Genomic DNA, 26,329 nt, shown 5'->3' with positions numbered 1-26,329 from the left:
GGCCAATTTCCGTGAAAGAAACATTCGATAGAAAGAATGAAAGGCTTCCCCATGGACGGCGTCACGGTCATCGATCATCCGCTTGTGCAGCACAAGCTCACCATCATGCGGCGCAAGGAGACATCGACGGGAAGTTTCCGGCGCTTGCTGCGCGAAATCTCGACGCTGCTCTGCTACGAGGTGACCCGCGATCTCGAACTGACGATGGAAACGATCGAGACGCCGCTGCAGACCATGGAATCGCCGATCCTCGAGGGCAAGAAGCTGGTCTTCGCCTCGATCCTGCGCGCCGGCAACGGGCTGCTCGAAGGCATGCTCGATCTCGTGCCGTCCGCCCGCGTTTCGCATATCGGCGTCTACCGCGACCACGAGACGCTGCAGCCGGTCGAATATTATTTCAAGGCGCCGGAAGACGTGGCCGAGCGACTGATCATCGTCGTCGACCCGATGCTTGCGACCGGCAATTCCTCGATCGCGGCGATCGACAAGCTCAAGGAACGCGGCGCCCACAATATCCGCTTCCTCTGCCTGCTTGCCGCCCCGGAAGGCATCCGCAACTTCCGCGCCGCGCATCCCGATGTTCCGGTCTTCACCGCATCGATCGACAGTCATCTCAACGAGAAGGGCTACATCATGCCCGGCCTCGGTGATGCTGGCGACCGCATGTACGGCACCAAGTAATTTCAACCTTCCTTTACCAAATCGAAAGACTTTGAGGCCCGGTGGTTCGCTCCGGGCCTTTCGTCGTCGAAATTAGCAACTTATCAGCACTTGAGGTTTAGGAAGCCTGAAGCATGAGGCCTCGCATGAAGCGGGGTTTATACAGGAAGGATTTCTGTTTCATGCTCGTGCGTACCGTCCTATTCGCCAGCATCGCCGCGGTGCTCGCCACACAGGTGCCTTCCTTCTTCGGAAACACCAGCCAGCAGCCTGCTGACACTCTCTCCGCCAATTACGTATCGGCCGAAAGCAACGAGCCCGCAGTACCCGCGCCCGTCTCTGGCAGCAATGCGATCCGGCTGCAGGCCGATGCGCAAGGCCACTATAGCGGCAGCTTCAAGATCAACGGCAAGCCGGTGCAGGGCCTGATCGATACCGGCGCCACCTATGTGGCGCTCAACGAGACGCTCGCCCGCCGGCTGGGCTTCACCGCCAACCAACTCGATTTCCGCTATGGGGTGAACACGGCGAACGGCCAGACGAAGGCCGCGCATGTGACGCTCGACCGCGTCGAGATCGGCGGTATTCGCGTGCGTGAGGTCGAAGCCTTCGTCCTGAAGGACAATGCGCTGACGACGACGCTGGTCGGCATGAGCTTCCTGCAGAAGCTCGCCTCCTATTCCGTCGCCGACGGCTCGCTCAGCCTCAAGCAGTAAACCGCGTCAGATCAGGCCCGCAATCACCGGTGTCAGCTCCGGCTTCTCCTCTGTGATGCGGTAGTGCGCGGCAAGTGCCGCAACTGCCCTTTCCGCCGCGACTTCGTCGGCGGCGTGAACCAGCGCAATCGGTTCGCCGGCATTCACGCGGGTGCCGAGCGGCAGGAGTCCGGAAAAGCCGACGCGATGATCGATGCGGTCGGCCGGATGGCGTCTTCCGCCGCCGAGATCGATGACGCTGACACCGATACCGCGCGCATCGCAGGCGGCAAGCCAGCCGGACCGGGCGGCCAGAACAGGCTTTGCGACCGGCGCCCTGGCCAGGTATCGGTCGGGGTTTTCGATCAGATCAGCCGGACCGCCGAGCATGGATACCATGCGCGCGAAGACCTCGGCCGCCTTTCCCGATGACAGGGCCTGACGTGCCATCCTCTCGGCTTCATCAGAGGAAGCGGCAACGCCGGATATCACCAGCATCTCGGCGGCGAAGGCGAGAACGACAGTCTCGAGCCGCGTGTCCTTTTTCCGGCCTGCCAGGAAATCCAGACAGTTGCGCATCTCGACAGCGTTGCCGGCACTATCGGCGAGCGGCTGGTTCATGTCGGTGATCAGGGCCGAGGTCTTCACGCCTGCGCCATTGGCCACCTCGACCAGCGACTGCGCCAGGATCTCCGCCTGGCCGCGATCGGCCATGAAGGCGCCGTTGCCGACCTTGACGTCGAGCACCAGCGTCTCGAGCCCCGCCGCAAGTTTCTTCGAGAGGATCGAGGCGGTGATCAGGGGAATGGAATCGACGGTGGCGGTCACGTCGCGCACGGCATAGAGCCTGCCGTCGGCGGGCGCCAAGGTCCCAGTCTGGCCGATGATAGCGCATCCCGCCTCCTTCACGACCTTGTGGAACAAGTTCGCATCCGGGGTGATCATATAGCCGGGAATGGATTCGAGCTTATCCAGCGTGCCGCCGGTGTGGCCAAGGCCGCGCCCGGAGATCATCGGAACGGCGAGGCCGCAGGCGGCGGCGATCGGCGCCAGCATCAGAGAAACATTGTCGCCGACGCCGCCGGTCGAATGTTTGTCGGCGATCGGGCGGTCGATATCGGCCCATTGCAGCCTGTCGCCGGAATCGGCCATCGCCAGCGTCAAGGCCACGGTTTCGGTCCGCGACATGCCCTTGAACCAGACGGCCATGGCGAATGCGCCGATCTGGCCTTCCGACAATTGGCCGTCAGCCAACGAAGCGATGAAGGAGCTGATATCGGCGGCGTCGAGTTCGTCGCCATCGCGCTTACGCCGGATGATCTCCTGCGGAATCATTTCAGTAGCCCGACGCCGCAGCCGGTGCCGACTGTGTTCCGCTCAGAACCGCCAGGATATCGTCGAGCAGGTCGGAAGCGCCGAAGCGGAACGTCGACGGCATCGCCCAGTCCGGTGTCATGATGGTTTCGGCAAGGCTCAGATAGAGTGCGGCATCGGCCACCGAGCCGATGCCGCCGGCCGGCTTGAAGCCGACCTTGCGGCCGCTCTCGCGGATAGCGCGGATCATGATGTCGGCGGCTTCGAGCGTCGCGTTGACGGCGACCTTGCCGGTCGAGGTCTTGATGAAATCGGCGCCGGCTTCGATGGCGAGTTCGGAGGCATGGCGGATCAATGCGGCATCCTTCAACTCGCCAGTCTCGATGATGACCTTCAGAAGAACGGGGCCGGCGCATTCTGCGCGCACGGCCTTGACCATGTCGGTCACCGCCTTCTCGTTGCCGGCGAGCAGCTTGCGGTAGGGGATGACCAGATCGATCTCATCGGCGCCATCGGCAATCGCCTCGCGTGCTTCGGCAGCGACATCGGCCACTTCCATATCGCCGGAAGGGAGGTTGACGACGGTCGCGATACGCACGGCATGCCCGGTGCCAAGGATATTGCGGGCCTGAGCGACGAACCGCGGCCAGATGCAAATCGCAGCGCTGGTGCCATAGGGCGTCTGCGCCCGGGCGCAGAGCGCTTCGATCTGCGCCTCGGTGCAATCATCCTTCAAATTGGTGAGATCGAGAAGAGAAAGGGCGACAGCCGCCGTCTCCCGGTTGGAATGGCTATTCATCTTCGCTTCCTCTAGAGCATGATGCCGAAAAGTGTGCGCGGTTTCGGACGACATCATGCTCTAACTATAGAATGTAGAACAGGATTCAGATTTTAGGCCGACCCGGCCTAAAATCATCCTGTTCCAGCCGCAATCATGTCTTTCAATATGGCGGCGAGACGGGCGCCGCCGATGGGCGCCATGTCCTTGGTTTCTTCATGGCTGAGCTCATTGCCGGTCATGCCTGCCCCATAGTTGGTGATAACGGAGGCGGCTGCAACCCTCAGGCCCAGCATTCTTGCGATGATGACCTCAGGCACCGTCGACATGCCGACGGCATCGGCGCCAAGGATGCGCGCCATGCGGATTTCCGCCGGCGTTTCGAAGCTTGGACCGGAGAACCACATATAGACACCCTGCGCCAGCTCGATTTCAAGCTTCGCCGCGGCCCTCTGCATCGCCGCGGCAAGTTCGGCGTCATAGGCGTTGGTCATGCCGACGAAACGATGATCGCTTTCCTCGCCGATCAGCGGGTTCATGCCGGAATAGTTGATGTGATCGGTGATCTGCATCAACGAACCGGGCGGCATGTCGTCGCGCAGCGATCCGGCCGAATTGGTCAGGATCAGCGCTTCGACGCCGAGCGCCTTCAGCACCTCGATCGGCAGGCGCATGGCATTGGCATTGCCCTTCTCGTAATAATGCACGCGGCCGGAGAGCATGACGACAGGCACGCCGCCGAGACGGCCGGCGACAACTTCGCCTGCATGGCCGGAGACGGCACTGACGGGAAAGCCCGGCAGGTCGCGATAGGGAACACGCACGGCGCCGTCCAGCTCACCGACGAGAGAGCCGAGACCGGAGCCGAGCACGATGCCGTGGCGCGGCTTGATGCCGCCGAGCAGTGCGGCGAGCAGGTTGACTGTCGCCTTCATCCGAGTTCGGTCTCGAAGCTGAAGGGGAGAAGCTCTTCCATCGTCATGGTCTTCTTCACGCCTGCCTCATCGCAAAGGTAGATCTTCGTCTCCTTGGAGGCGAATTCGGAGATCTTCTGGCGGCAGCCGCCGCAGGGCGGGCAGAGCGGCAGCTTCTCGGCAATGACCGCCATTTCGACGATCTTCTTTGCGCCGCCCATGATCATGGCGCCGATCGCCGTCGGCTCGGCACACCATCCTTGCGGAAAGGAGAGGTTTTCGATGTTGGCTCCGGTATAGACCTTACCGTCCTCGGCGCGGATCGCCGCACCGACCGGGAATTTCGAATAGGGCGCATGGGCAAAGGCCATGGCGCCGCGGGCGGCTTCGAACAGATCGTGAGACATATCAACGCTCCTTGGTATAGGGCACGCCACCGGCTTTCGGCGGGGTCGCGACGCCGATGAAGCCGGCAAGCAGGACGCAGGTCAGGACATAGGGCAGCGCCTGGAAGACCTGAACCGGCACTTCGCCAATCAGCGGCACCTGCTTTCCCTGCATGAAATTTGCCAGCGCATCGAGGAAGCCGAAGAGCAGGCAGGCAAACATGACGGGCACCGGCTTCCACTTGGCAAAGACGAGAGCGGCGAGCGCGATGTAGCCCTTGCCGGCCGACATGTCCTTGATGAAGGCGGCGGACTGGGCGATTGCCAGATAGGTGCCGGCAAAGCCGCAGAGAATGCCGGCACACATGACGGCGCGGTAACGCAGCCAGGCGACCGAGATACCGGCCGTATCGACCGCGCCCGGGTTTTCGCCGACGGCGCGCAGCCGCAGGCCGAAGCGTGTGCGGTAAAGCACCCACCAGGAAAACGGCACGGCAAGAAAGGCCAGGTAGGTGAGGATATTGTTGCCGGATATGACATTGGCATAAAGCGGGCCGATGATCGGTATGTCGCGGGCGGCGTCGGCGCCCGGCAGGATGATCGGCGCAAAACGCGAATCCGGCGCCAACTGCGGCGTGCGCCCGCCCTGGCCGAACCAGGCCTGACCGAGCACGATGGTGATGCCGGCAATGAAGAAGTTGATCGCCACACCTGACACAATCTGGTTGCCGCGGTTGGTGATCGAGGCAAAGCCGTGCACCAGGCTCAGCGCCACCGAGCAGAGGATGCCGGCACCGAGCCCGAGCCAGGCCGAATCGGTGAGATAGGCAACGCAGGCGGCGGCAAAGGCCGAGCCCAGCATCTTACCCTCGAGGCCGATATCGAAGATGCCGGCGCGTTCCGAAAACAGACCGGCAAGGGCGGTGAAAATCAGCGGGATCGACAGGCGAATCGTGGAGGCTAGAACGCTGATGAAGATGTCATAATAATCCATCGTCCGCTCCTCAGGCTCGCTTTAACTGTTGATAGAGGCGGACCATCGCCGGCCGGAACATGTATTCCAGCGCGCCGGCAAAGAGGATCACCAGACCCTGGATGACCAGGATCATCTCGCGGGTGATATTCGGCATTTCGAAGGAAACCCAGTCGCCGCCTTGGTAGAGAATACCGAAGAGGATCGCCGCCATGATGATGCCGAGCGGATGGTTGCGGCCCATCAGCGAGACGGCGATGCCGACGAAGCCGGCACCACCGACGAATTCGACCTGCAGACGGGCCGACGAGCCCATGACGGGGTTCAGCGCCATCATGCCGGCGAGCGCGCCGGAGAGCAGCATGGCGATGATCACTGTGCGGGCATAGGGGATGCCGGCATAGGTGGCCGCCGTGGGGCTGACGCCCAAGGTGCGCATCTCGAAGCCGAGCTTGGTGCGCCAGACGAGCAGCCAGACGAGGTAGCTGACGACGAGCGCAATGATGAAGGAGACGTTGAACGGGGCAGCCCCCAGCTTGGCGCCGAACAGTTGCATGACCCAACCGAGCTTCGGCAATTGGCCGCCTTCGAGGAAGGTGCGGGTTTCCGGCGCCATCTTGCCTGGTACGATCAGCACATGCACCAGGAGGTACACCATCAGTGCTGCGCCGATATAATTGAACATGATCGTCGTGATGACGATGTGGCTGCCGCGTTTTGCCTGCAGGAAAGCCGGGATGAAGGCCCAGGCTGCGCCGAACAGACCGGCGCCGACAACCGCGATCGGCATCGTTACATACCATGGCACGTAGCGGTCGAGCGCCAGCGCCACCAGCGCGCAGCCGAGGCCGCCGAGATAGGCCTGGCCTTCGGAACCGATGTTGAAAAGTCCGGCATGGATCGCCACCGCGACTGAAAGGCCGGTGAAGATGAAGCTCGTCGCATAATACAGCGTGAAGCCGATGCCTTCGCCATTGCCGAGCGCGCCCTGGATCAGCAGCGACAGCGCATCGAGCGGGCTCTCGCCGATCAGCCAGACGACGAAGCCGGAGATCAGGAAGGCGACGGTGAGGTTCAAAAGCGGGATGAGGCCGTAGTTGATCCAGTTTGGCAGCGGAACGGAAGCAGTGCTCATAAAGGCCTCACGCGGCAATGCCGGCCATCATCAGGCCGAGGGTCTGTTCACCGGCATCGGGCGTCTTCTCGCCGACGACATGGCCGGCAAACATGACAAGGATACGGTCCGAAAGGGAGCGGATTTCATCGAGTTCGACGGAGACGAGTAGGATCGCCTTGCCCGCGTCGCGCATTTCGATGATCCGTCGGTGGATGAATTCGATGGCGCCGATATCGACGCCGCGTGTCGGCTGGCCGATGATCAGCATCTTCGGATCGCGTTCGATCTCGCGGGCGACGACGATCTTCTGCTGATTGCCGCCGGAAAAATTCGCCGTCTTCAGACGCGGGTTCGGCGGACGGATGTCGTATTTCTCGATCTTCTCCATCGCATCCTTCCGGATCGCTTCGAGATCGAGCAGCGGGCCTTTGCTGTAGGCCGGGCTGCGATGATAACCGAGCACAGAATTTTCATATTCCTCGAATTTCAGCACCAGGCCCATATGGTGGCGGTCCTCAGGAATATGCGCGAGGCCGAGATCGCGCAGGCGGGCCGGATCGGCCTTGTCGATCGTCTGGCCGTCGAGAAGAATTTCACCGGAGGTCGGCTTGCGGATGCCGGCAATCGCCTCCAGCAATTCGGACTGGCCATTGCCGGCGACACCGGCGATGCCGACGATCTCACCGCCGCGCACGTCGAAGGAGACGTTGTCGACCATGGTGACGCCGCGATTGTCCTTGACCGTCAGGTTGCGGACGGACAGCACGGCAGATCCGGGGTTGGCCTCGCCCTTCTGCACGCGCAGCAGCACGCGGCGGCCAACCATCAGCTCGGCGAGCTCCTCCACCGTTGTTTCCGCCGTCTTGCGGGTCGCGACCATCTCGCCGCGGCGCATGACCGAGACCGTATCGGTGATCGCCATGATCTCGCGCAGCTTGTGGGTGATGAGGATGATCGTCTTGCCCTGGTCGCGCAGTACCTTGAGGATACGGAAGAGATGATCGGCCTCTGCCGGCGTCAACACGCCGGTGGGCTCGTCGAGGATCAGGATCTCGGCGCCGCGATACATGGCTTTCAGGATCTCGACACGCTGCTGCAGGCCGACCGGCAGCTCCTCGATCAGCGCGTCCGGATCGACCTCCAGGCCATATTCCATTTCCAGCCGCTTGAGCTCGGCACGGGCCGATGCGACGCCCCTCGCCAGCAGCATGCCGCCTTCGGCGCCAAGCATGATGTTCTCGAGCACCGTGAAATTATCGACCAGCATGAAGTGCTGGTGCACCATGCCGATCCCGGTGGCGATCGCCGCCTGGCTGTCGCGGATGGTGACGGGATTGCCGTTGACCCGGATCTCGCCGCTATCGGCATGGTAGAAACCATAAATGATCGACATCAGGGTCGATTTGCCGGCGCCGTTTTCGCCGATGATGCCGTGGATCGTCCCCTTGGCAACGGTGAGGTTGATGTCCTTGTTGGCATGGACGGCACCGAATTTCTTGTCGATGCCGACAAGCTCGATAGCGGGCTTATCTGTCACTGCAGACTCCAAATAAGAAAAGGGCGTATGGCGAAAATCCCCTCCGCCATACGCCCGATCTCAATCGTCGATCACATTCGGGCGCGGATCACTTCGGGCAAGCGTTGTCCGAGGTGTAATCGTGAACCTTGACGGTTCCCGCGATGATGTCGGCCTTGGCCTTGTCGACGGCAGCCTGCATTTCCGGTGTGATCAGCGACTTGTTGTTGTCGTCGATCGCGGCGCCAACACCGTCTTCCTTGACGCCGAGCGCCTGGACGCCAGCGGTGAACTTGTCGTTCTTGGTGTCGTTGTAGGCATTGTAGACAGCGAGGTCGACGCGCTTGACCATCGAGGTCAGGACCGAGCCCGGATGCAGATGGTTCTGGTTGGAGTCGACGCCGATCGACAGCTTCTTGTTGTCGGCGGCCGTCTGCAGAACGCCGAGACCGGTGGCACCGGCTGCCGCATAAACGACGTCAGCGCCTTGGTCGATCTGGTTCTTGGCCAGCTCGCCGCCGCGGACCGGGTCGTTCCAGGCAGCGCCCGTCGTGCCGGTCATATTCTGGAACACTTCGATATCGGCCTTGACGGAGCGGGCGCCCTGCTCGTAGCCGCATTCGAACTTGCGGATCAGCGGAATGTCCATGCCACCGACGAAGCCGACCTTGCCGGTCTTGGAGGCCATGCCAGCGAGAACGCCGACGAGGTAGGAGCCTTCTTCTTCCTTATAGACAACCGAGCGGACGTTCGGCTTGTCGACGACGGAGTCAACGATGATGAATTTGGTATCCGGGAATTCGGCTGCAACCTTCTCGATGGCCGAGGTCCAGGCGAAGGAAACGGCAACCACTGGATTGAAACCGCGACTTGCAAAGTTGCGGATGGCCTGTTCGCCCTGAGTGTCACCCGTCGGCTCGAAGTCGCGATAGGCAATGCCGGTCTCGGCCTTGAACTTCTCGGCACCGTTATAGGCCGCCTCGTTGAAGGACTTATCGAACTTCCCGCCGGTGCCGTAAACCAGCGCCGGCTTGACATCGGCGGCAAGCGCCGTCGTCGACATGGCAGCCACGGCAAAGAGAGTGAGAAGGGATTTTTTCATTGTGCAGCCCTGTTGTTGCTATTCGTTAGGGGTCCTCCCGCAAGCCCTTTCCGGGCATGTCTGCGGAACCACCGACCTCCCCCCGGAGGCCTGGCTGCGTGCATCCTTGCATGGCTCACGGAAAAATTCACCAGAAATTTTTCAGGCGGTAAAGATTTGCAGCGATTGCCAAAAATCAGCTCTTCGGGACTGATTTTTGGACATTCTCTCCCTCAGAATGCGGATTTTCTAGCCAGTCCGGCGGTAAATACCGAGGTCGAAGAGCGGGCGACGCCACAGGGATTTCTCGCCGGATCGCGCCGGCAAAACCACCTTGCTATGCAGTAAAGCGACCGGCTACCGGCGGCTTCTTGTAGCCGATCATCCACAGAAGCAGCGCGATCACCAGGAAAACGGCAAAGGCCGGCTGGAGCATCAGCCACTGGAAGATGAGAGTGTAGAAACGCGGGTGGATATAATAGGAAAGGGAGGATTGCAGCGACGTCAGCGTTGTCGGGCTGACATCCTGCCAGGCATCGGAGATCGGCGTCATCACCACGGAGGACGCCGCAACCGATTGGATCGAATCGATGGTCCCGGCAATAACGGCCGCCGCAAGCGCGACAAGACTCGCCAGACGCAACAGGAAACGCATCAATTCCTCCGACGCTCGATATGCCGGACAATTCCGGCCGGCCGCGCCATTCTCCACCTTAGAGAATTACATAGTCATCGATGAGGTGAAGCACAATGGAGTGGCCGAGGCGAGTTTTATCGCAAGAAGTCAAAAAACTGTTAGATTTCGGTTGATCGGCAAAAATTCATCGGTATATATCGCGCCGTTCCGACGATTTGCTCCTATCCGGGCGCGAACGCCAAAAAAGGACAGGTGGCCGAGTGGTTTAAGGCGCACGCCTGGAACGCGTGTGTACGTGAAAGCGTACCGTGGGTTCGAATCCCACCCTGTCCGCCATATCCCTCGTTTTTCAATATTGATTCAAACCGTATCGAGAGCGGGACGCGGAAGCGTTTTTGGCGGCACGCTTCGATAGAACACGCTGGTCGTCCGCATATTCTCAAACTCGCTGAAGCAGGGCGCGTCCAATCGGCTTCGGGTTCTCGCTGCGCAACACCAGAGATGTCGTCACGGCCCCGAAACGCGCGATCGTGTCCACGATCGTTTCCAGCTCTCCCGGCGACGGAACCAGCACCTTCAAAAGAAAACAGTCCTCTCCGGTGAGGCGGAATACTTCCATGACCTGCGGCATCTCCGCGAACTGTTTTAGACAGGATTTGATATGCTCATGCGTCGTGCGCAAGCGAAGCACAGCCGTCATTCCAATTCCCAAAGCGGTGGGGTCGATGCGGGCGGCGTAACCGACAATGATGCCGCGGTCTTCCAGCCGCTTGACCCGTTCCGATGCTGCCGGCTGAGAGAGCCCGACCCGCCGACCGAGTTCGGAAATTGCAATGCGTCCATTTTCCTGCATCGCTTCGATAATGGCGATATCGGTTGGATCGAGCAGTACCCGATTGTTTTCCTGAAAAGCCATGGGATCACCTTGAAATCATCGGAAAGAGACGCGGTTTTCCGATGATCATTCATTCCGAAGCAAATGAAAATGCATCATTTTCATCTGCGCGGATGATCAGAGGAAAAGACATGAAGGACATCATCATATTGCCGGGGATTGGCGGTTCGGGCGAGGCTCATTGGCAAACACGCTGGGAAAGGTCGAGCCCGGACATGCGGCGTTTCCAACCGGCCAATTGGGAAAAGCCCGATCTGGCGGACTGGATTTCAGCCCTGGAGCGCGCCGTCGGCGCATCGGCAACCCCTCCCCTGCTGGTCGCCCACAGCCTTGCCTGTCTGCTGGTCGCTCATTGGCAGCAGGTTTCTTCGCTTGCCGTTGCCGGAGCGTTTCTAGTCGCGGTCCCGGATCCGCAGTCCGCGTCATTCCCTGAGGAGGCGGCCGGATTCGCCGATCCGCCGTCGCAAAAGATGCGCTTCCCCACTCTGATCATCGCAAGCGCCGATGATCCTTTCGGCACGCTCGACCATGCCCATGCGCGAGCAGATCTGTGGGGCAGCGGCCTTGTCGCTATCGGTCCTTTCGGCCATATCAACGGGCAAAGCGGCCTTGAAGACTGGGGCCAGGGAAAGGCCTTGCTGACGGCGTTTTCCGCCGGATTGGCAAAATCTGATCGGACTTAATCTTGTTTTCGAGTTCACGATCAAATGGCTCAAACGGGCCTTTGCCTGTGCTGGATGCGTCGAGACGGAGCAACGAAATGCTCCGCTCGCAAGCGTGCGTTCGAGGCTCATCGAGCCTGTCTTTTCCGACCGCGCGGCGAGATTTAAAGCGCCCAAAGATTCCTGAATTTTTACCATGCGGCTTCACCGCGTCTTTGCACGTTTGGGTTTACCGTCTGCAAAATTAAAAAACAGAGGTAAAACAGGTGCAAGAACTTTCGGTAAAGTCGAAGATCATCAAATCCGTCTATTTCAGCCAGGACGACGGACGGCTACGGATTTGTTTCAAGAATGGCGAGGAACGTCTATTTGCAGGCGTTCCCTCCTCGGAAGTGCACGCGATGACGGTGGCGCCGTCTCCCGGCCATTATTATCTCGACAGGATCAGAACCCGGTTTCGCAGATTGGCAGCCTGAAAAACCCGAAGGATAGCTTGTGCGAAATCGGGACGAGGCCGGTGGATATTAACCGGCTGTTAGCCCTCGATATCATCTGGGTTGGATCGCCCCTGCCGGAAAGCGCCAACGTGTCGGCGCTGCCGGCCTGTTCAAGGTCGGCCAGCCGGGAGGCTCGGCGGCGGACCCCAGCCAGGAAGTCGAGCCTCCCCGTCACGGGTGCTCGTTGAGCTTAGTGGCGAAACACATGAGTGGCTTTCGGACGCCGCTACGCCCCCACTGCCTGATTGAGATGTCCCCGGGCCGTTACGACCAATCATCCCCTAGGCTAGCGAATAGGGGCTAATCCTGTGAAAAACCCAAATTATCGCATCCGGACTCGACAATGCTTTATTAGAATGATTGCATAAATCGGGATAAAGACGGGGGGTAACGATGTTCGAGAATCTGCTTGAGATGCAGGAACGTGGCGCACGGGACCGTGCGCGTGGCCGCAGTCTGGCCGACAATCCGATGTCGAAGCCGGATATCCTGCCGATCGCCGACTTCCAGGAGTGGTACTCGATGTTCGACGCCTGGCGCTTCGGTTGGTCGATCGAGGATGCGATGGCGGGGCACATCAATATGCCCCGGGACAGCGGCACATTGGCCCAGACCTACACCAGAACGGTCTGATCGATCCTGTCCTCGGCGCCGAAGAATTTCAGGTAGCGTTCGACCTCGGCCGGGTCGCCGGTCGCCTTCTGCGGGTTGTCGGAGAGCTTCACCGCCGGACGACCGTTGGCGTCGCTGACCTTGCAGACGACGGAGATCGGGTTGAGGCCGGAGATCTCGATCGGCGCGCAGCCGGAAAAATCGTTCGTCAGGTTCGTGCCCCAGCCGAAGCTCATGCGCACGCGGCCTTCGAAATGCCGGTAGGTATCGATGATGGCGTCGACATCGAGACCGTCGGAGAAGATCAGCAGCTTCTGGCGCGGATCGCGGCCCATCTTCTTCCACCAGTCGATAATCTTCTCGCCGCCTTCGATTGGCGGGGCACTGTCCGGGCGGAAGCCGGTCCAGTCGGCGACCCATTCCGGTGCGTCGCGCAGGAAGGCGGCGGTGCCGAAGGCATCCGGCAGGACGATCAGCAGGTTGCCGCCATAGAGCTTGTTCCAGTCGCGCAGGATCTTGTAGGGCGCGTTGCGCAGTTGCTCGTCGGTTTCGGCCAGAGCGGCAGCCACCATCGGCAGCTCGTGAGCATTGGTGCCGACGGCCTCGAGATCGGAATCCATCGCCAGCAATACGTTGCTGGTACCAGCAAAGGCCGGGCCGATGCCTTCCTTCAGCGCCTCGACGCACCAGCGCTGCCAGAGGAAACTGTGACGGCGGCGGGTTCCGAAATCGGAGATACGTAGGCCCGGCAGTTCCTTCAGCCGTTCGACCTTCGACCACATCTTCGCCTTGGCGCGAGCATAGAGCACATCGAGGGTGAAGGGACCGAGCGCCTTCATCGCCGAGCGCGACCGCAGCTCGTTGACGATGGCGAGCGCCGGGATTTCCCACATGGTGGTTTCCTTCCAAGATCCGTGGAAATCCAGCACATATTGCCCGTCCTTCTTCGACAGCTCGTATTCGGGCAGCTGGAAGTTGGAAAGCCAGGCAAGGAATTCCGGCTCGAAGATCTGGGCGCGACCATAGAAGCTGTTACCCGCAAGCCAGATCATCTCCTTCTTGGAGAGCCTCAGCGTGCGGGCATGATCGAGCTGCTCGCGCAATTCGCCTTCATCGAGCTCATCGGCGAGACGCACCCGTTTGGTGCGGTTAATCAGGGTGAAGGAAGCGTTCACATCCGGATAAAGCTTCCAGATCATCTGCAGCATCAAGAGCTTATAGAAGTCGGTATCGATCAGGCTGCGGATGATCGGATCGAGTTTCCAGGCATGATTGTAGACGCGTCTTGCGATATCAGTCCTGGCCATGAAATTCCTGCCCCTGTCCACTCCGGTCAGGTGCTGCCAAATTCCCGGGTACTGCCAAGTTCCGGGCCGGCGCACGAACCGGCTCGTGCGCCTTCTTATCGAAAAATCGGCGGCTAAAGTCCAGACAAAACAATAAACGTCCCGCAGCAGCACGGCTGCGGGACGTGAACACGGTTCTGCTCACGATTATTGGGCCGGAGTTGCGGGCGCCACATTCGGAGCGGCCGGCGTGGTGTTCGGCTTTTCGGTTGGAACGGCAGTACCATTCTGCAGCGCCGGCGTGGGAGCCGGAGCGGGCTGCTGCGACTGAAGCCGCTGGCCTGGCTGCTGCGGCGCCACCTCGTTTGCCTCGCGGTTGCCCCAAATCTCGACCGGTATCCAAACCACGAAGGCAAGCACCAGCGCGACGATCAGCACCGTCAGGATGCGATAACCCGTGCGTCCCTGCCTTGCCTTTACGGGCGGGATCAGCTCTTCCTTGTGAAGCTTGCCGTCGGACTTTTCCCAGCGTGTTTCCGTCTGATGCGCCATCATCGTCTCCTTCCGCTGTCTTAACCGGCCTCGCGGCCGCAAGAATTTCCGCAAAGGAAACGGGTGGCTGTCTGGAAGGTTCCGAAAGCTCAATAGCCGGCGGCGCGGTCGACCACGAATTGCAGCGGCTCGCCACGCTCGAAACGGGCGATCTGCGTCTCGACATGACGGAACAGCGCGTTTTCTTCGGAAACGGCCGCGTCGTGCGGCGTGAGGAAGACGTTCTGCAAGTCCCACAACGGGTTATCTGATGCAAGCGGCTCCGCCTCGAAGACATCGAGGGAAGCGCCGCCGAGGGTGCCGTTACGGATGGCCGAAACGATATCGGCCTCGACCTGGCTCTTACCGCGGCCGGCATTGATGAAGACCGGCTGCCCGAGCGCGCCGTTGCGACGCAGCTTCGCAAACAGCCGGGCGTCATAGAAGCCTGATGTTTCAGGCGTCAGCGGCAGCAGGCCGACGAGGATGTCGGTCCTTGCGAGGAAATTATCCAACTCGCTGGCATCGAAGGTTTCGACGCCGTCGATCTGCTTGCGGCTGCGCGACCAGCCGATGACATTGAAACCCATCACTCTCAGCTTGGCGACCGCATCCTGCCCGAGAATGCCGAGGCCCATGACTCCGACCGTGACTTCCGCCGCCTCCGGCGCGATCAGTTTCGCCCATTCACGTTGCCGCTGGTGGTTGTCATGGGCGTATTGCCCGCGCAGATGCATCAGGCATTGCATGACCACCCATTCGCTCATGCGCGTCGTCAGGCTGCGGTCGACGAAGCGGACGATCGGGATCTCAGGCAGGCCCGCCATGCCGACGATGTGGTCGACGCCGGCGCCGCCGGAGAAGATCACTTTCAGGTTCGGCGCCCGTTTGAAGAGATCGGCATCCGGTTTCCAGAGAAGCGCGTATTCGACCTCACGGAGATCGCGTGCCCGATTGGCCGGATCGGCGAGATTGATGCTGCCGCGGTCGGCAAAGGCCGTCTTCAGCACCCGGGCGACGCCTTCGGAATTGAACTTGATATCGACGAGAACGGGAGGACGGGCGGACATGATCTTCTTTACTGCTGCACGGCGGGCGTCGGCACCGCCTCGATGTTGAAAGCGGCCGCCATCAGCGCCCGGGTGTAATCGTTCTTCGGCGCGCGGAAGATGTCCGCTGACGGGCCCTGCTCCACCACCTTACCGAAACGCATGACGATGACGTCGTTGGCGAGCGCCTTCACCACCTTCAGGTCGTGGCTGATGAAGAGATAGGCGAGGTCGTGCTTCTTCTGCAGATCACGCAGGAGATCGACCACCTGCGCCTGCACGCTCATGTCGAGCGCGGAGGTCGGCTCGTCGAGCATGACGAAGCGCGGCTTCAGCACCATGGCCCGGGCGATAGCGATGCGCTGGCGCTGGCCGCCGGAGAATTCGTGCGGATAACGCCAGCGGGTCAGGGGATCGAGACCCACCTCCTCCAGCGCCCAGCAGACGCGCTGGTCGCGTTCTTCAGCGGTCAGAGAGCGCTCATGCACCTTCAGCCCTTCGGCGACGATATCGCCGACCGACATGCGCGGGCTGAGCGATCCATAGGGATCCTGGAAGACCACCTGCAACTGGTTGCGCAGCGGCCGCATTTCATTGAACGAATAGCCGGCTATGTCGTTGCCGACAAAGGCGATCCGCCCTTGCGAGGAAATCAGTCGGGTGAGCGCCAGGCCGAGCGTGGTCTTGCCGGAACCGGACTCGCCGACGACGCCGAGCGTCTGGCCGGCGCGCAGCGAAAGATCGATGCCGTCGACCGCCTTCACATGATCGACGACACGGCGCATCAGCCCAGCCTTGATCGGGAACCAGACACGGATATCCGAACCTTCCATCACCATGGGTTTCGACGGATCGGCCAATGGCGGCTCGCCGCGCGGTTCGGAGGCGAGAAGGTGTCGGGTATATTCATGCTTCGGATTGGCGAAGACGTCCTCGACGGTGCCGGTTTCGACGATCTTGCCCTTGGTCATGACGCAGACGCGATCGGCGAATTTGCGGACGATGCCGAGATCATGAGTGATGAACAGCATCGACATGCCGTGGACGGCTTTTAACTGCCGCAGCAATTCGAGGATCTGCGCCTGTACGGTGACGTCGAGCGCGGTGGTCGGCTCGTCGGCGATCAGCAATTCCGGCCGGTTGGCGAGCGCCATTGCGATCATGACGCGCTGGCGCTGGCCTCCTGACAGTTCGTGCGGATAGGCCTTCAACCGCTTCTCCGGCTCACGGATGCCAACCTGGTTCAGCAATTCCAGCACGCGCTCACGCGCCGGCTGGCCGGTAAGGCCCTGGTGCAGAGCGAGGATCTCGGCGATCTGCTTCTCGATCGTATGAAGCGGATTGAGGGAGGTCATCGGCTCCTGGAAGATCATGGTGATGTCGTTGCCGCGCACTTCGCGCAGTGCCCGCTCCGACACCTTCAAAAGGTCCTTGCCCTTGAACAGGATTTCGCCGGAGGGATGGCTTGCCGAGGGATAAGGCAAAAGTCGCAGGATCGAGTTGGCCGAGACTGACTTGCCGGAGCCGGATTCGCCGACGAGCGCCACGACCTCGCCTTTGGCGATGTCGAAAGAGATGTGATCGACGGCGAGCGAGGTTTCGCCGCCCTGATGAAAGGCAACCGAGAGATCGCGGACGGAAAGCAGCGGTTCTGGCATGTCACTCATTGAAACGTCTTCCTCGGATCGAAGGCATCGCGCACGGCTTCGCCGATGAAGATCAGCAGGGAAAGCATGATCGACATGGCAAAGAAGGCCGTCAGCCCGAGCCACGGCGCCTGCAGATTGGTCTTGCCCTGCGCGATCATCTCACCGAGCGAGGGGGAGCCCGGCGGCATGCCGAAGCCGAGGAAATCGAGCGAGGTCAGCGTCGTGATCGAACCGGAGAGGATGAACGGCAGGAAGGTCAGCGTCGCGACCATGGCGTTCGGCAGCAGATGGCGCCACATGATGGTGCGATTGTTGACGCCGAGCGCGCGGGCGGCGCGGACATATTCGAAATTGCGGGCGCGCAGGAATTCGGCGCGCACGATGCCGACGAAGCCGACCCAGGAGAAGAGCAGCATGATGCCGAGCAGCACGAAGAAGCCGGGCGGCAGGAGTGCGGCGATGATCAGCAGGATGTAGAGCACCGGCATCGACGACCAGATCTCGATGAAGCGCTGCAACAGCAGATCGGTCCAGCCGCCGAAATAACCCTGCACGGCGCCCGCCGTCACGCCTATAACAGCCGAGCAGATGGTCAGCACCAGGCCAAAGAGCACCGATATGCGGAAACCGTAGATGACGCGCGCCAGCACGTCGCGCGCCTGGTCGTCGGTGCCGAGCCAGTTGAGATTGCCGAGGGTGCAATCCGGATCGTTCACCCCCTGCGGGTAGCCGGCGCAGCGCTCCTCCTTCGTCATCAGCCAGAAGGGGGCGGTGGGGGCCGAATGCGGAATGTTGGAATTGACCGAGCGGTAGGAATAACGGATCGGCGGCCAGATCATCCAGCCATTGGCATTGATTTCGTCGGCAATCACCGAGGAACGATAGTCGGTTTCGGCCAGGAAGCCGCCGAACTTCTCCTCAGGATAATCAACGAGGACGGGAAACAGGATCTCGCCCTTGTAGGAGGCGATGATCGGCCGGTCGTTGGCGAGGAACTCTGCAAACAGGCTGAGGATAAACAAGACCATGAACAGCCACAGCGCCCAGTAACCGCGGCCGTTCGCGCGGAAATTCTGCCAGCGGCGAATGTTGGTCGGCGAGAGCAGGCCTTTGCGCGGCGGCTTGACGGGTGTTGCGACAGCGGGATTTGCGGCGGCGTCCATCAGACATCCCTCCGCTCGAAATCGATGCGCGGATCGATCCAGGTGTAGATCAGGTCGGAAACCAGACTGACGACGAGGCCGAGCAGCGAGAAGATGTAGAGCGTGGCGAAGACGATCGGGTAATCCCGGTTGATGACCGAGAGATAGCCGAGGCGACCGAGGCCATCGAGTGAGAAGATGTTCTCGATCAGCAGCGAGCCGGTGAAGAAAGCGGAAATGAAGGCGCCGGGAAAACCGGCAATGATGATCAGCATGGCGTTGCGGAAGACATGGCCATAGAGCACCTGCCGCTGGTTCAGGCCCTTGGCGCGGGCGGTGACGACATATTGCTTCTTGATCTCCTCGATGAAGGAATTCTTGGTCAAAAGCGTCGTCGTCGCGAAGGCGGACAGGGAAAGCGAGATCAGCGGCAAGGTCAGGTGCCAGAAATAGTCGAGCGGCTTCTGCCACCAGGCAAGCTCGTCGAAATTGTCGGAGACCAGGCCGCGCAACGGAAACCAGTCGTAGAAGGAACCGCCGGCGAAAAGCACGATCAGGAGAATGCCGAAGAGGAAGCTCGGGACGGCGTAGCCGACGACGATGACGCCCGACGTCCAGACATCGAAGGTCGATCCATCCTTGACTGCCTTGCGGATGCCGAGCGGGATGGAAATGGCATAGGAGAAGATCAGGATCCAGATGCCGAGCGAGATCGACACCGGCAGCTTCTCCTTGATGAGTTCGAGCACGGAGGTGTTGCGGAAGAAGCTCTCGCCGAAATCGAAGCGGATGTAATTCCACATCATCTCGCCAAAACGGGTCAGCGGCGGCTTGTCGAAGCCGAATTGCTTTTCGAGCTTGGCGATCAGTTCCGGATCGAGCCCCTGGGCACCGCGATATTTCGAGCCTTCATCGCTGCCGCCGCCGCTGAGAAGATCGCCACCGCCGGACAGGCGCTGGTCGGCACTGTCGGCCTGACCGGTCAATTGGGCGATCACCTGCTCGACGGGACCGCCGGGCGCGAACTGAATGACGATGAAAGAGATGGCCATGATGCCGACGATGGTCGGGATCATCAGAAGCAGGCGGCGAAGGATATAGGCGCCCATCAGCCTTCAGCCTCCGGGAATGTTTTTCCTGTCTGCCTGCCGTCCAGTCTCATGCCGCTCAATCCGTCAGCCTTCCCTTGCCGGCCCTGCCGGCTTGTCGTGATTCGCTCGTGCCATTTGGAGCCGAGGGCCCCTGCATTGCAAGCCCGCTCATTTTGCCGAGGTCGACCACCAGGCATCGGGGAAGCCAAGGCTGTAGGCCGGAAACTCGGCCGGATGCGTGACCGTGTTCCAATAGGCGATGTTATAAGTGTCGCGGTAGAACAGCGGGATGACGTAGTGATTTGCAAGCAAGACCCGATCCATGGCCTTGATTGCTGCGATCTGCTCGTCGCGGTTCGGCGCGAAGATAATCATGCGAATGAGCTCATCAACGGCTTGGTTGGCAATGCCGGCATAATTGCGGGAACCCTGCTGATTGACCGAACCGGATCCCCAATAGTCGGCTTGTTCGTTGCCCGGATTCATGGTCTCCGCCCAGACATTCCAGATCATATCGTAGTCGAAGCTGCGTTCACGGTTGACAGATTGCGACGCGTCGACTGTCCGGATCCGCGCATCTATGCCGATTTTCCTGAGATTGTTGGCATAAGGCACCGCCCAGCGCTCCAACATGGGGCTCGACAACAGGATCTCGAAACTCATCGGCTGGCCGGTCTTGGTATTGACCATGCGATTGCCCTTGAGCTCCCAGCCGGCTTCTTTGAAAAGCGCAATTGCCTTGCGGAGGTTATCGCGGCTCTTCTGCGGATCGCCGCCGACGGGATTGGTATAGGGCGTTGTGAAGATTTCTGCCGGCACCTTATCTTTCATGCCCTGCAGAATTTCCAGTTCTCTACCCTGGGGCAGGCCGGAGGAGGCGAGTTCGGTATTCCAGAAATAACTGTCGATGCGTTTGTAACTGTTAAAGGCAACGGTGCGGTTCAGCTCCTCAAAATCCAGACCGTAGTTCAGAGCCTCGCGGACCCTGATGTCCTTGAAGAGGTCGCGTCGCATGTTGGGCACGAGAGCTTGCATGATGCCGGTGGCGCGCAGCGGGTTTGCAACCTCCTCTTTCTTGACACGTCCTTCCTTCACTGCGGGAAAATCATATCCCGTCGCCCAGCGGGCAGCCGTGGTTTCCTGCCAGTAGTCGCTGTTGCCGGCGCGAAAGGCCTCGAACTCGACATCCCGATCACCGAAATAGGTGTAGTTGACGTTGCGGAAATTGTTCTGACCGACATTCACATTGAGGTCCTTGCCCCAATAGTCGTCACGCAATTCATAACGGATCGTTGCGCCGGGCGAGAAGGAAGCGATCTTGTACGGCCCCGAACCCATCACGGGCTCCAGCGTCGTTTTAGAAATGTCGCGCGGCTTGCCATCCGGTCCGGGCGCTTCCCACCAATGCTTCGGCACGACCATCAACTGGCCGAGAATATTCGGCAGTTCGCGGTTGTTCTTCTCATCGAAGGTGAAGGTGACGTCACGCTCGCCGGTCTTTTCCGCTTTGACAACGTGGTGGTAATAGTTCGAGGCGAGGGGATTTAATTCCTTGGTCTTGTCCAGACTGAAGATGACGTCTTCCGGCGTGACCGGCTGACCATCCGCCCATTTCGCTTCCTTGCGCAGGCGGAAGGTCGCGCTCGAGACGTCAGCGGGAAAAGACAATCCCTCGGCAAGCAGACCGTAGGAGACGAGAAGCTCGTCGTCGGCGGGCTTCATCAACGTGTCGTAAACGAGCGTCAGGCCCACTGCCGCCTGGCCTTTGGCGAGCAGCGGGTTGAAGGTGTCGAAGGCGCCGCTTGCGGAGAGGCGCAGATCTCCGCCTTTCGGTGCATCGGGATTGACGTAGTCGAAATGCGCAAAGCCCGGCTTGTACTTCATCTCGCTGATGACCGAGCTTCCGATCTGAAAGGGCTGGTCCTGACCCGTTGCCGGCATTGGCGCCAGAGCACCCGCAAGCGATAGAAACAATCCGATCTTCGACCACAGAGCCGCCATTCACGCTTTCCCCTGATATTGATGGGTTCGACAATACGAAAAATACGGGCGAAAAACAGGAGAGAGTTTGGTTTTTGCCGGGCGCGCGAAATTTTGAGCATCGGCGGCGCAACGCCGCGACGAGGGATCGTAGGCTGCGGCAACGACGATGCGGCGATCCGTCACCGCCGCTTCCCATCGCCAGCCAAAACATCGATTCACCAAAATCGCTTTTCACTATAGATTCGATCGCAAATCACTTCGGCAGCGGTTCAAGGGAACAGTATGGCTTTCGGCTTCTCTCAGGCTTTCAGGACATTCGGCAAACTGACGCTTGCCGGCGCAATCGGCGCAAGCCTTGCCGCCGGTGACGTCGGCGCCCAGCAGAAGACGCCGAGCCCGGGCAGCGCCAAGGGGCAGTTCGGCGCCGTCGGTCTGCCGACGCAGGGACCAGCGCAGCCGATCGGCTTTTACGCAAAGGGCTGCATGACGGGTGCGGTGGCGTTGCCGACCGACGGGCCGACCTGGCAGGCGATGCGGCTTTCGCGCAATCGCCGCTGGGGCAATCCGGCGATGATCGCGCTGCTCGAACGTCTTTCGCAGGACGGGGCCAAATATGCCGGCTGGCCGGGAATTCTGGTCGGCGACATTGCGCAGCCGCGCGGTGGGCCGATGCTGAACGGCCATGCCTCACACCAGATCGGTCTTGATGCCGACATCTGGTTTACGCCGATGCCCACGCGCCGCATGACGGCCGAGGAGCGCCAGGATATGCCCTTCACCACCATGCTGCAGAAGGGTAAGTTCCTGACCGTCGACCCCAAAGTGTGGACGCAATCGCACGCGCGGTTGCTGATGCTGGCGGCAAGCTATCCCGAGGTGGAGCGTATCTTCGTCAATCCGGCGATCAAGAAGAAGATGTGCGATACCTGGACCGGCGACCGCACCAATCTTGGCAAGCTCCGGCCGGAATACGGCCATGACTCGCATTTCCACATCCGCATCAAGTGCCCGCCCGGTGCCAAGGGATGCACGCCGCAGGCCCCAGTCGTTGCCGGTGACGGCTGCGACAAGTCGCTCGCCTGGTGGTTCACGCCGGCGCCCTGGGCACCGCCGAAACCGCCGAAGCCCGGCGCCAAGCCGCCGAAGCCGCCGCGCGAGATGATGGTCTCCGACCTGCCCAAGGCCTGCGCCGCCGTGCTCGATGCTGCTTCCGTCGCCTCGATGCAGGCCGCCACCTATGGCGGATCTTCCGCCGCAAGCGCACTCACCGCCGCTCCAGCCGCAGCGCCTGCCGCCGCCGACGACGGCGCTTTGCCCGATGTCGGTCCGGTTCCGAACGACAAGCCGGCGATACAATGATCGAGGTCCTGGGACCGAACCCTGAGACCAAACCCGAGGACGTGACCCGGTATAACGCTGTCTTTCAAATCGCAAATTCTTGGTATAAAGCGGTCAAATCGATTGAATTTCTCGGGCGGAGGGGTTGATGGCCGGCGGCAAATGCCTTGCATTGATTGCGCATGACCAGAAGAAAGACGACATGGCGGATTTCGCCCGCACCAACCGGGACGTTCTCTCTCATTGGAAGATCGTCGCCACCGGCACCACCGGCGGGCGCGTGCTCGACGCTGCCCCCGACCTCCACGTTACGAGGCTGAAAAGCGGACCGCTCGGCGGCGACCAGCAGATCGGCGCGCTGATTTCGACCGGCGAGGTCGACGCCCTGATCTTCTTCGTCGACCCCTTGACGCCGATGCCGCACGATGTCGACGTGAAGGCGCTGATGCGACTGGCGATCGTCTACGATATTCCGATGGCGCTCAACCACGCGACCGCTATAAAACTTCTTCCCACACTCGAAGCCTGATCAGCACGGAACCGGCCATGCCAAAACCGAACAACAGCACCGCTCCGCAGCCTTTCCCGATCCTGATCGGCGATATCGGCGGCACGAATGCCCGCTTCTCCATCCTGACCGATGCCTATGCCGAGCCGAAGCAGTTTCCGAACGTGCGCACGGCGGATTTCGCCACGATCGACGAGGCGATCCAGCAAGGCGTGCTCGACAAGACCGCCGTGCAGCCGCGCTCGGCGATCCTCGCCGTCGCCGGCCCGATCAACGACGACGAGATCCCGCTGACCAATTGCGACTGGGTGGTGCGACCGAAGACGATGATCGAGGGCCTCGGCATGGAGGATGTGCTCGTCGTCAACGATTTCGAGGCGCAGGCGCTGGCAATCGCCGCGCTTTCGGATGAAAATCGCGAACGGATCGGCGACGCTACCGGCGACATGATCGCCTCCCGCGTCGTACTGGGACCAGGCACCGGCCTCGGCGTCGGCGGGCTCGTGCATGCCCAGCACAGCTGGATCCCGGTTCCCGGCGAAGGCGGCCATGTCGATCTGGGGCCGCGCAGCAAGCGCGATTATGACATCTTCCCGCATATCGAGACGATCGAAGGCCGCGTTTCGGCCGAGCAGATCCTCTGCGGGCGCGGCCTCGTCAACCTCTATCACGCCATCTGCGTGGTCGACGGCATCGAGCCGACGATGAAGGATCCCGCCGACATCACCTCGCACGCGCTTGCCGGCAGCGACAAGGCGGCCGTAGAGACCGTCTCGCTGTTTGCCACCTATCTCGGCCGCGTGGCGGGCGACATGGCGATGGTGTTCATGGCGCGCGGCGGCGTCTATCTCTCCGGCGGCATCTCGCAGAAGATCATCCCGGCGCTGAAGAAGCCGGAATTCCGCATCGCCTTCGAGGACAAGGCGCCGCATACGGCGCTGCTTCGCACCATCCCGACCTATGTGGTGACACATCCGCTGGCAGCGCTTGCCGGGCTTTCCTCCTATGCGCGCATGCCGGCGAATTTCGGTGTCTCGACGGAAGGCCGCCGCTGGCGGCGCTAGGCCCGCACGCAAAGCAAATAGAGCGTCCTTGGCGCGTCCTATCCGGGCGCGCGGCGCTCTAGCCAAACCGGTCCCAACTCTTTATAGACCCCGGCAAATGTGCGCGTCGCCTTCGCGGGGCGCTTGGTCCGAGACAGGAAACCTCATTTTTGGAAGCGGCGGAAAGCAGAACGCAGAGCGTCAGCAGCGATACCGTAACCGGCATCCTGAAGCGCATCATCGCTGAAAACGGCCGGGACCATCTCTGGGGCTATGTCTTTGCGATTGCCTGCCTCATCGTGGTGGCGCTTTCGACGGCGTTCACCGCCTGGATCATGCGGGCGATCATCGACGAGGCCTTCGCCAATCGGCGCGCCGACGTCGTCTGGATCATCTGTCTTTCGATCTTCATCGCCTTCGTGCTGCGCGGCTTTGCGAGCTATGGCCAGGCGGTGGCGCTGTCCAGGGTCGGCAACGATATCGTCGCGCGCTACCAGCGCCGACTCTATGCGCATCTGATGACGCTTTCGGTCGGCTTCTTCAGCGAGGCGCGCTCGGCCCATATCGCCGCGCAGGTGAGCCAGAATGTCAGCGGCATCCGCGACGTGCTCAATCTGACGATCACCTCGACGGTGCGCGACCTGCTGACCTTCGTTTCGCTGCTCGCCGTGATGATCATCCAGGATCCGCTGCTCAGCCTTGCCGTGTTCATCATGGCGCCGCCGCTGCTCTATGCACTGCGCTATGTTTCCAAGCGGCTGCGCTCGGCGACCCGCGAGGCAGTGCATCTGAACAGCCACGTTCTCGGCGCCATGCAGGAGACGATCCAGGGCATCGCCATCGTGAAAGCCTTCACGATGGAAGAAGAGTTGGAGCGCAAGGTCAACAAACTCATCAAGGGCGCCGAAAGCCGGGCGAACCGGATTGCCCGGCTGTCCGAACGCACCTCTCCTCTGACGGAAAGTTTCGCGGGCTTTGCCGTTGCCAGCGTGCTTGCCTATGCGGCCTACCGCTCGATCTACTTCAATGTGCCGCCGGGCGCCTTCTTCTCCTTCGTCACGGCGCTGCTGCTTGCCTATGACCCGGCCCGCCGGCTTGCCCGCCTGCAGGTGCAGATGGAGCGCGCCGTCGTCAATGCGCGGATGATCTATGAATTGCTCGACATGGAACCGCGCCAGCGGGACCTGCAGGATGCCCGGCCGCTGACGGTGACGCAGGCGAGGATCGAATTCCGCAATGTGTCCTTCGCCTACGGCAATGAGAGCGTGCTCAGTGGCGTCAGTTTCATTGCCGAGGGCGGCGCGACCACAGCGCTGGTCGGCCCCTCTGGCGCCGGCAAGTCCACCGTCATCAGCCTCATTCCGCGCTTCTACGATCCGCGCGAGGGTGAAATCCTGATCGACGGGCAGGACATCGCCCACATCACAAAGAAGTCGCTGCGCCAGCAGCTCGCCTATGTCTCGCAGCAGCCCTATCTGTTCGAGGGCACGATCCGGGACAATATCCGCTATGGCCGGCCGGAAGCGACCGATGCCGAGGTGGAAGAGGCAGCACGCCTTGCCTATGCGCATGACTTCATCTCGGCACAGCCGCAGGGTTACGAGACACCGGTCGGCGAAAACGGTGTGACGCTTTCGGGCGGCCAGCGCCAGCGGCTGTCGATCGCACGCGCCCTGGTGCGCAATGCGCCGATCCTGCTTCTCGATGAGGCGACCTCGGCTCTCGACACCGAATCCGAAGCAGCCGTCCAGAAGGCGCTCGACGAAGCGATGAGCGGACGTACCGTCGTCGTCATCGCCCATCGGCTTTCGACCGTGGTGCGCGCCGACAAGATCGTCGTCATGCAGCAGGGCCGCGTCGTCGAGGAAGGCAATCACGAGACGCTTGCGAAGGTCAGCGACGGTCTTTACGCTCGCCTCAACAACCTGCAGAGGCCTTCGGCCTCCGATTCAAACTGACCTGGTGAGACTGA

27 protein-coding genes and 1 tRNA gene are annotated in these 26,329 nt (G+C 61.1%); 10 read left to right on the top strand and 18 right to left on the bottom strand.

Translation table 11 applies throughout. The features are described from left to right. Positions 1 to 51: 51 nt before the first annotated feature. Both upp and HX898_RS08350 read left to right on the top strand, forming a co-directional pair. Complete coding sequence (gene upp, locus HX898_RS08355) at positions 52 to 681, top strand: uracil phosphoribosyltransferase (protein ID WP_003544477.1); 630 nt, start codon at positions 52 to 54, stop codon at positions 679 to 681. Between the two features lie 125 nt (positions 682 to 806). Continuing rightward, positions 807 to 1,376, top strand: coding sequence for a TIGR02281 family clan AA aspartic protease (locus HX898_RS08350; protein ID WP_180194422.1), 570 nt, complete (start codon positions 807 to 809; stop codon positions 1,374 to 1,376). A 6-nt stretch (positions 1,377 to 1,382) separates the two neighbouring features. Here HX898_RS08350 and deoA read toward each other — a convergent pair whose 3' ends face one another. The 9 genes from deoA to HX898_RS08305 all read right to left on the bottom strand — a co-directional run bounded on the left by deoA (position 1,383) and on the right by HX898_RS08305 (position 10,089). After that, the gene (gene deoA, locus HX898_RS08345) at positions 1,383 to 2,690 is read right to left on the bottom strand and encodes a thymidine phosphorylase (protein ID WP_180194421.1); all 1,308 of its coding nucleotides are present in this window, start codon (positions 2,688 to 2,690) and stop codon (positions 1,383 to 1,385) included. A 1-nt stretch (position 2,691) separates the two neighbouring features. Continuing rightward, positions 2,692 to 3,468: a deoxyribose-phosphate aldolase gene (gene deoC / locus HX898_RS08340; protein ID WP_180194420.1), complete on the bottom strand. Its 777-nt coding sequence runs from the start codon at positions 3,466 to 3,468 to the stop codon at positions 2,692 to 2,694. 113 nt (positions 3,469 to 3,581) lie between these two features. After that, positions 3,582 to 4,382: a purine-nucleoside phosphorylase gene (locus HX898_RS08335; RefSeq protein WP_180194419.1), complete on the bottom strand. Its 801-nt coding sequence runs from the start codon at positions 4,380 to 4,382 to the stop codon at positions 3,582 to 3,584. Then, positions 4,379 to 4,768 (bottom strand): cytidine deaminase, encoded by a 390-nt coding sequence (locus HX898_RS08330; protein WP_003544464.1) that lies wholly within the window; start codon positions 4,766 to 4,768, stop codon positions 4,379 to 4,381. The genes HX898_RS08335 and HX898_RS08330 overlap by 4 nt, the downstream gene beginning before the upstream one ends. A 1-nt stretch (position 4,769) precedes the next feature. After that, complete coding sequence (locus HX898_RS08325) at positions 4,770 to 5,741, bottom strand: ABC transporter permease (RefSeq protein ID WP_138388476.1); 972 nt, start codon at positions 5,739 to 5,741, stop codon at positions 4,770 to 4,772. Positions 5,742 to 5,751: 10 nt separating this feature from the next. Beyond that, the gene (locus tag HX898_RS08320) at positions 5,752 to 6,855 is read right to left on the bottom strand and encodes an ABC transporter permease (protein ID WP_138388477.1); all 1,104 of its coding nucleotides are present in this window, start codon (positions 6,853 to 6,855) and stop codon (positions 5,752 to 5,754) included. A gap of 7 nt (positions 6,856 to 6,862) precedes the next feature. Continuing rightward, positions 6,863 to 8,374, bottom strand: coding sequence for an ABC transporter ATP-binding protein (locus tag HX898_RS08315; RefSeq protein WP_180194418.1), 1,512 nt, complete (start codon positions 8,372 to 8,374; stop codon positions 6,863 to 6,865). 88 nt (positions 8,375 to 8,462) lie between these two features. Further along, a complete protein-coding gene (locus HX898_RS08310) occupies positions 8,463 to 9,455 on the bottom strand; it encodes a BMP family ABC transporter substrate-binding protein (protein ID WP_029873712.1) in 993 nt (330 codons plus the stop codon). A 316-nt stretch (positions 9,456 to 9,771) separates the two neighbouring features. Beyond that, complete coding sequence (locus tag HX898_RS08305) at positions 9,772 to 10,089, bottom strand: hypothetical protein (protein WP_003544459.1); 318 nt, start codon at positions 10,087 to 10,089, stop codon at positions 9,772 to 9,774. Between the two features lie 228 nt (positions 10,090 to 10,317). On the opposite strand from HX898_RS08305, the gene HX898_RS08300 reads away from it, so the two are divergent. Continuing rightward, positions 10,318 to 10,407: transfer RNA gene (locus tag HX898_RS08300), tRNA-Ser, on the top strand. Between the two features lie 103 nt (positions 10,408 to 10,510). On the opposite strand, the gene HX898_RS08295 is transcribed toward HX898_RS08300, so the two are convergent. Further along, positions 10,511 to 10,987 carry an Lrp/AsnC family transcriptional regulator gene (locus tag HX898_RS08295; protein WP_138332133.1) on the bottom strand — a complete coding sequence of 159 codons (477 nt, stop codon included), beginning with the start codon at positions 10,985 to 10,987 and terminating at the stop codon, positions 10,511 to 10,513. Between the two features lie 41 nt (positions 10,988 to 11,028). On the opposite strand from HX898_RS08295, the gene HX898_RS08290 reads away from it, so the two are divergent. From HX898_RS08290 to HX898_RS08280, 3 genes are all read left to right on the top strand, one after another. Then, the gene (locus tag HX898_RS08290) at positions 11,029 to 11,649 is read left to right on the top strand and encodes an alpha/beta hydrolase (protein WP_180194417.1); all 621 of its coding nucleotides are present in this window, start codon (positions 11,029 to 11,031) and stop codon (positions 11,647 to 11,649) included. Between the two features lie 245 nt (positions 11,650 to 11,894). Continuing rightward, the gene (locus HX898_RS08285; RefSeq protein ID WP_138332131.1) at positions 11,895 to 12,104 is read left to right on the top strand and encodes a KTSC domain-containing protein; all 210 of its coding nucleotides are present in this window, start codon (positions 11,895 to 11,897) and stop codon (positions 12,102 to 12,104) included. Positions 12,105 to 12,518: 414 nt separating this feature from the next. Continuing rightward, positions 12,519 to 12,758, top strand: a complete 240-nt coding sequence (locus tag HX898_RS08280) for a CrpP-related protein (protein WP_003544454.1) — start codon at positions 12,519 to 12,521, stop codon at positions 12,756 to 12,758. On the opposite strand, the gene pncB is transcribed toward HX898_RS08280, so the two are convergent. The 8 genes from pncB to HX898_RS08240 form a co-directional block, all read right to left on the bottom strand. Then, positions 12,740 to 14,044, bottom strand: a complete 1,305-nt coding sequence (pncB, locus tag HX898_RS08275) for a nicotinate phosphoribosyltransferase (protein ID WP_012759708.1) — start codon at positions 14,042 to 14,044, stop codon at positions 12,740 to 12,742. The two genes, HX898_RS08280 and pncB, sit on opposite strands and share 19 nt — an antisense overlap. A gap of 186 nt (positions 14,045 to 14,230) precedes the next feature. Further along, a complete protein-coding gene (locus tag HX898_RS08270) occupies positions 14,231 to 14,578 on the bottom strand; it encodes a hypothetical protein (RefSeq protein ID WP_180194416.1) in 348 nt (115 codons plus the stop codon). An 86-nt stretch (positions 14,579 to 14,664) separates the two neighbouring features. Next, positions 14,665 to 15,624 (bottom strand): glyoxylate/hydroxypyruvate reductase A, encoded by a 960-nt coding sequence (locus HX898_RS08265; protein WP_180194415.1) that lies wholly within the window; start codon positions 15,622 to 15,624, stop codon positions 14,665 to 14,667. An 8-nt stretch (positions 15,625 to 15,632) separates the two neighbouring features. Continuing rightward, positions 15,633 to 17,270, bottom strand: coding sequence for an ABC transporter ATP-binding protein (locus HX898_RS08260; RefSeq protein ID WP_180194414.1), 1,638 nt, complete (start codon positions 17,268 to 17,270; stop codon positions 15,633 to 15,635). Next, positions 17,267 to 18,415 carry an ABC transporter permease gene (locus HX898_RS08255; protein WP_180194413.1) on the bottom strand — a complete coding sequence of 383 codons (1,149 nt, stop codon included), beginning with the start codon at positions 18,413 to 18,415 and terminating at the stop codon, positions 17,267 to 17,269. Before HX898_RS08255 ends, HX898_RS08260 begins: the two co-directional genes overlap by 4 nt. Continuing rightward, positions 18,415 to 19,503: a microcin C ABC transporter permease YejB gene (locus HX898_RS08250; RefSeq protein WP_138388484.1), complete on the bottom strand. Its 1,089-nt coding sequence runs from the start codon at positions 19,501 to 19,503 to the stop codon at positions 18,415 to 18,417. Before HX898_RS08250 ends, HX898_RS08255 begins: the two co-directional genes overlap by 1 nt. 150 nt (positions 19,504 to 19,653) lie before the next feature. After that, positions 19,654 to 21,486: an extracellular solute-binding protein gene (locus HX898_RS08245; RefSeq protein WP_180194412.1), complete on the bottom strand. Its 1,833-nt coding sequence runs from the start codon at positions 21,484 to 21,486 to the stop codon at positions 19,654 to 19,656. After that, positions 21,487 to 21,651: a hypothetical protein gene (locus tag HX898_RS08240; protein WP_180194411.1), complete on the bottom strand. Its 165-nt coding sequence runs from the start codon at positions 21,649 to 21,651 to the stop codon at positions 21,487 to 21,489. A 99-nt stretch (positions 21,652 to 21,750) separates the two neighbouring features. Between HX898_RS08240 and mepA the strand changes: the two genes are divergently transcribed. The 4 genes from mepA (at position 21,751) to HX898_RS08220 (ending at position 26,315) form a co-directional block, all read left to right on the top strand. Further along, positions 21,751 to 22,827, top strand: coding sequence for a penicillin-insensitive murein endopeptidase (mepA, locus tag HX898_RS08235; RefSeq protein ID WP_180194410.1), 1,077 nt, complete (start codon positions 21,751 to 21,753; stop codon positions 22,825 to 22,827). A 127-nt stretch (positions 22,828 to 22,954) separates the two neighbouring features. Further along, entirely contained in the window at positions 22,955 to 23,335 is a 381-nt protein-coding gene (locus HX898_RS08230; RefSeq protein ID WP_138388487.1) for a methylglyoxal synthase, read from the top strand. Positions 23,336 to 23,352: 17 nt separating this feature from the next. Next, positions 23,353 to 24,378, top strand: a complete 1,026-nt coding sequence (locus tag HX898_RS08225) for a glucokinase (RefSeq protein ID WP_138388488.1) — start codon at positions 23,353 to 23,355, stop codon at positions 24,376 to 24,378. Positions 24,379 to 24,527: 149 nt separating this feature from the next. Further along, positions 24,528 to 26,315 carry an ABC transporter ATP-binding protein gene (locus HX898_RS08220; RefSeq protein ID WP_180194409.1) on the top strand — a complete coding sequence of 596 codons (1,788 nt, stop codon included), beginning with the start codon at positions 24,528 to 24,530 and terminating at the stop codon, positions 26,313 to 26,315. The last annotated feature ends 14 nt before the right edge of the window (positions 26,316 to 26,329 follow it).

The organism is Rhizobium sp. WYCCWR 11128 (assembly GCF_013416305.1).
GTDB classification, from domain to species: domain Bacteria; phylum Pseudomonadota; class Alphaproteobacteria; order Rhizobiales; family Rhizobiaceae; genus Rhizobium; species Rhizobium indicum.
The sequence above is the reverse complement of the archived record's forward strand: the minus strand, read 5'-3'. Positions and strand labels throughout refer to the sequence as shown.

Bases quoted from the DNA above. Each gene is read 5' to 3' on its own strand.
- upp (WP_003544477.1), top strand. From the start codon at position 52: ATGGACGGCGTCACGGTCATCGATCATCCGCTTGTGCAGCACAAGCTC.
- HX898_RS08350 (WP_180194422.1), top strand. From the start codon at position 807: ATGAAGCGGGGTTTATACAGGAAGGATTTCTGTTTCATGCTCGTGCGT.
- deoA (WP_180194421.1), bottom strand. From the start codon at position 2,690: ATGATTCCGCAGGAGATCATCCGGCGTAAGCGCGATGGCGACGAACTC.
- deoC (WP_180194420.1), bottom strand. From the start codon at position 3,468: ATGAATAGCCATTCCAACCGGGAGACGGCGGCTGTCGCCCTTTCTCTT.
- HX898_RS08335 (WP_180194419.1), bottom strand. From the start codon at position 4,382: ATGAAGGCGACAGTCAACCTGCTCGCCGCACTGCTCGGCGGCATCAAG.
- HX898_RS08330 (WP_003544464.1), bottom strand. From the start codon at position 4,768: ATGTCTCACGATCTGTTCGAAGCCGCCCGCGGCGCCATGGCCTTTGCC.
- HX898_RS08325 (WP_138388476.1), bottom strand. From the start codon at position 5,741: ATGGATTATTATGACATCTTCATCAGCGTTCTAGCCTCCACGATTCGC.
- HX898_RS08320 (WP_138388477.1), bottom strand. From the start codon at position 6,855: ATGAGCACTGCTTCCGTTCCGCTGCCAAACTGGATCAACTACGGCCTC.
- HX898_RS08310 (WP_029873712.1), bottom strand. From the start codon at position 9,455: ATGAAAAAATCCCTTCTCACTCTCTTTGCCGTGGCTGCCATGTCGACG.
- HX898_RS08305 (WP_003544459.1), bottom strand. From the start codon at position 10,089: ATGCGTTTCCTGTTGCGTCTGGCGAGTCTTGTCGCGCTTGCGGCGGCC.
- HX898_RS08295 (WP_138332133.1), bottom strand. From the start codon at position 10,987: ATGGCTTTTCAGGAAAACAATCGGGTACTGCTCGATCCAACCGATATC.
- HX898_RS08290 (WP_180194417.1), top strand. From the start codon at position 11,029: ATGATCATTCATTCCGAAGCAAATGAAAATGCATCATTTTCATCTGCG.
- HX898_RS08280 (WP_003544454.1), top strand. From the start codon at position 12,519: ATGTTCGAGAATCTGCTTGAGATGCAGGAACGTGGCGCACGGGACCGT.
- pncB (WP_012759708.1), bottom strand. From the start codon at position 14,044: ATGGCCAGGACTGATATCGCAAGACGCGTCTACAATCATGCCTGGAAA.
- HX898_RS08270 (WP_180194416.1), bottom strand. From the start codon at position 14,578: ATGATGGCGCATCAGACGGAAACACGCTGGGAAAAGTCCGACGGCAAG.
- HX898_RS08265 (WP_180194415.1), bottom strand. From the start codon at position 15,624: ATGTCCGCCCGTCCTCCCGTTCTCGTCGATATCAAGTTCAATTCCGAA.
- HX898_RS08260 (WP_180194414.1), bottom strand. From the start codon at position 17,270: ATGAGTGACATGCCAGAACCGCTGCTTTCCGTCCGCGATCTCTCGGTT.
- HX898_RS08255 (WP_180194413.1), bottom strand. From the start codon at position 18,415: ATGGACGCCGCCGCAAATCCCGCTGTCGCAACACCCGTCAAGCCGCCG.
- HX898_RS08250 (WP_138388484.1), bottom strand. From the start codon at position 19,503: ATGGGCGCCTATATCCTTCGCCGCCTGCTTCTGATGATCCCGACCATC.
- HX898_RS08245 (WP_180194412.1), bottom strand. From the start codon at position 21,486: ATGGCGGCTCTGTGGTCGAAGATCGGATTGTTTCTATCGCTTGCGGGT.
- mepA (WP_180194410.1), top strand. From the start codon at position 21,751: ATGGCTTTCGGCTTCTCTCAGGCTTTCAGGACATTCGGCAAACTGACG.
- HX898_RS08230 (WP_138388487.1), top strand. From the start codon at position 22,955: ATGGCCGGCGGCAAATGCCTTGCATTGATTGCGCATGACCAGAAGAAA.
- HX898_RS08225 (WP_138388488.1), top strand. From the start codon at position 23,353: ATGCCAAAACCGAACAACAGCACCGCTCCGCAGCCTTTCCCGATCCTG.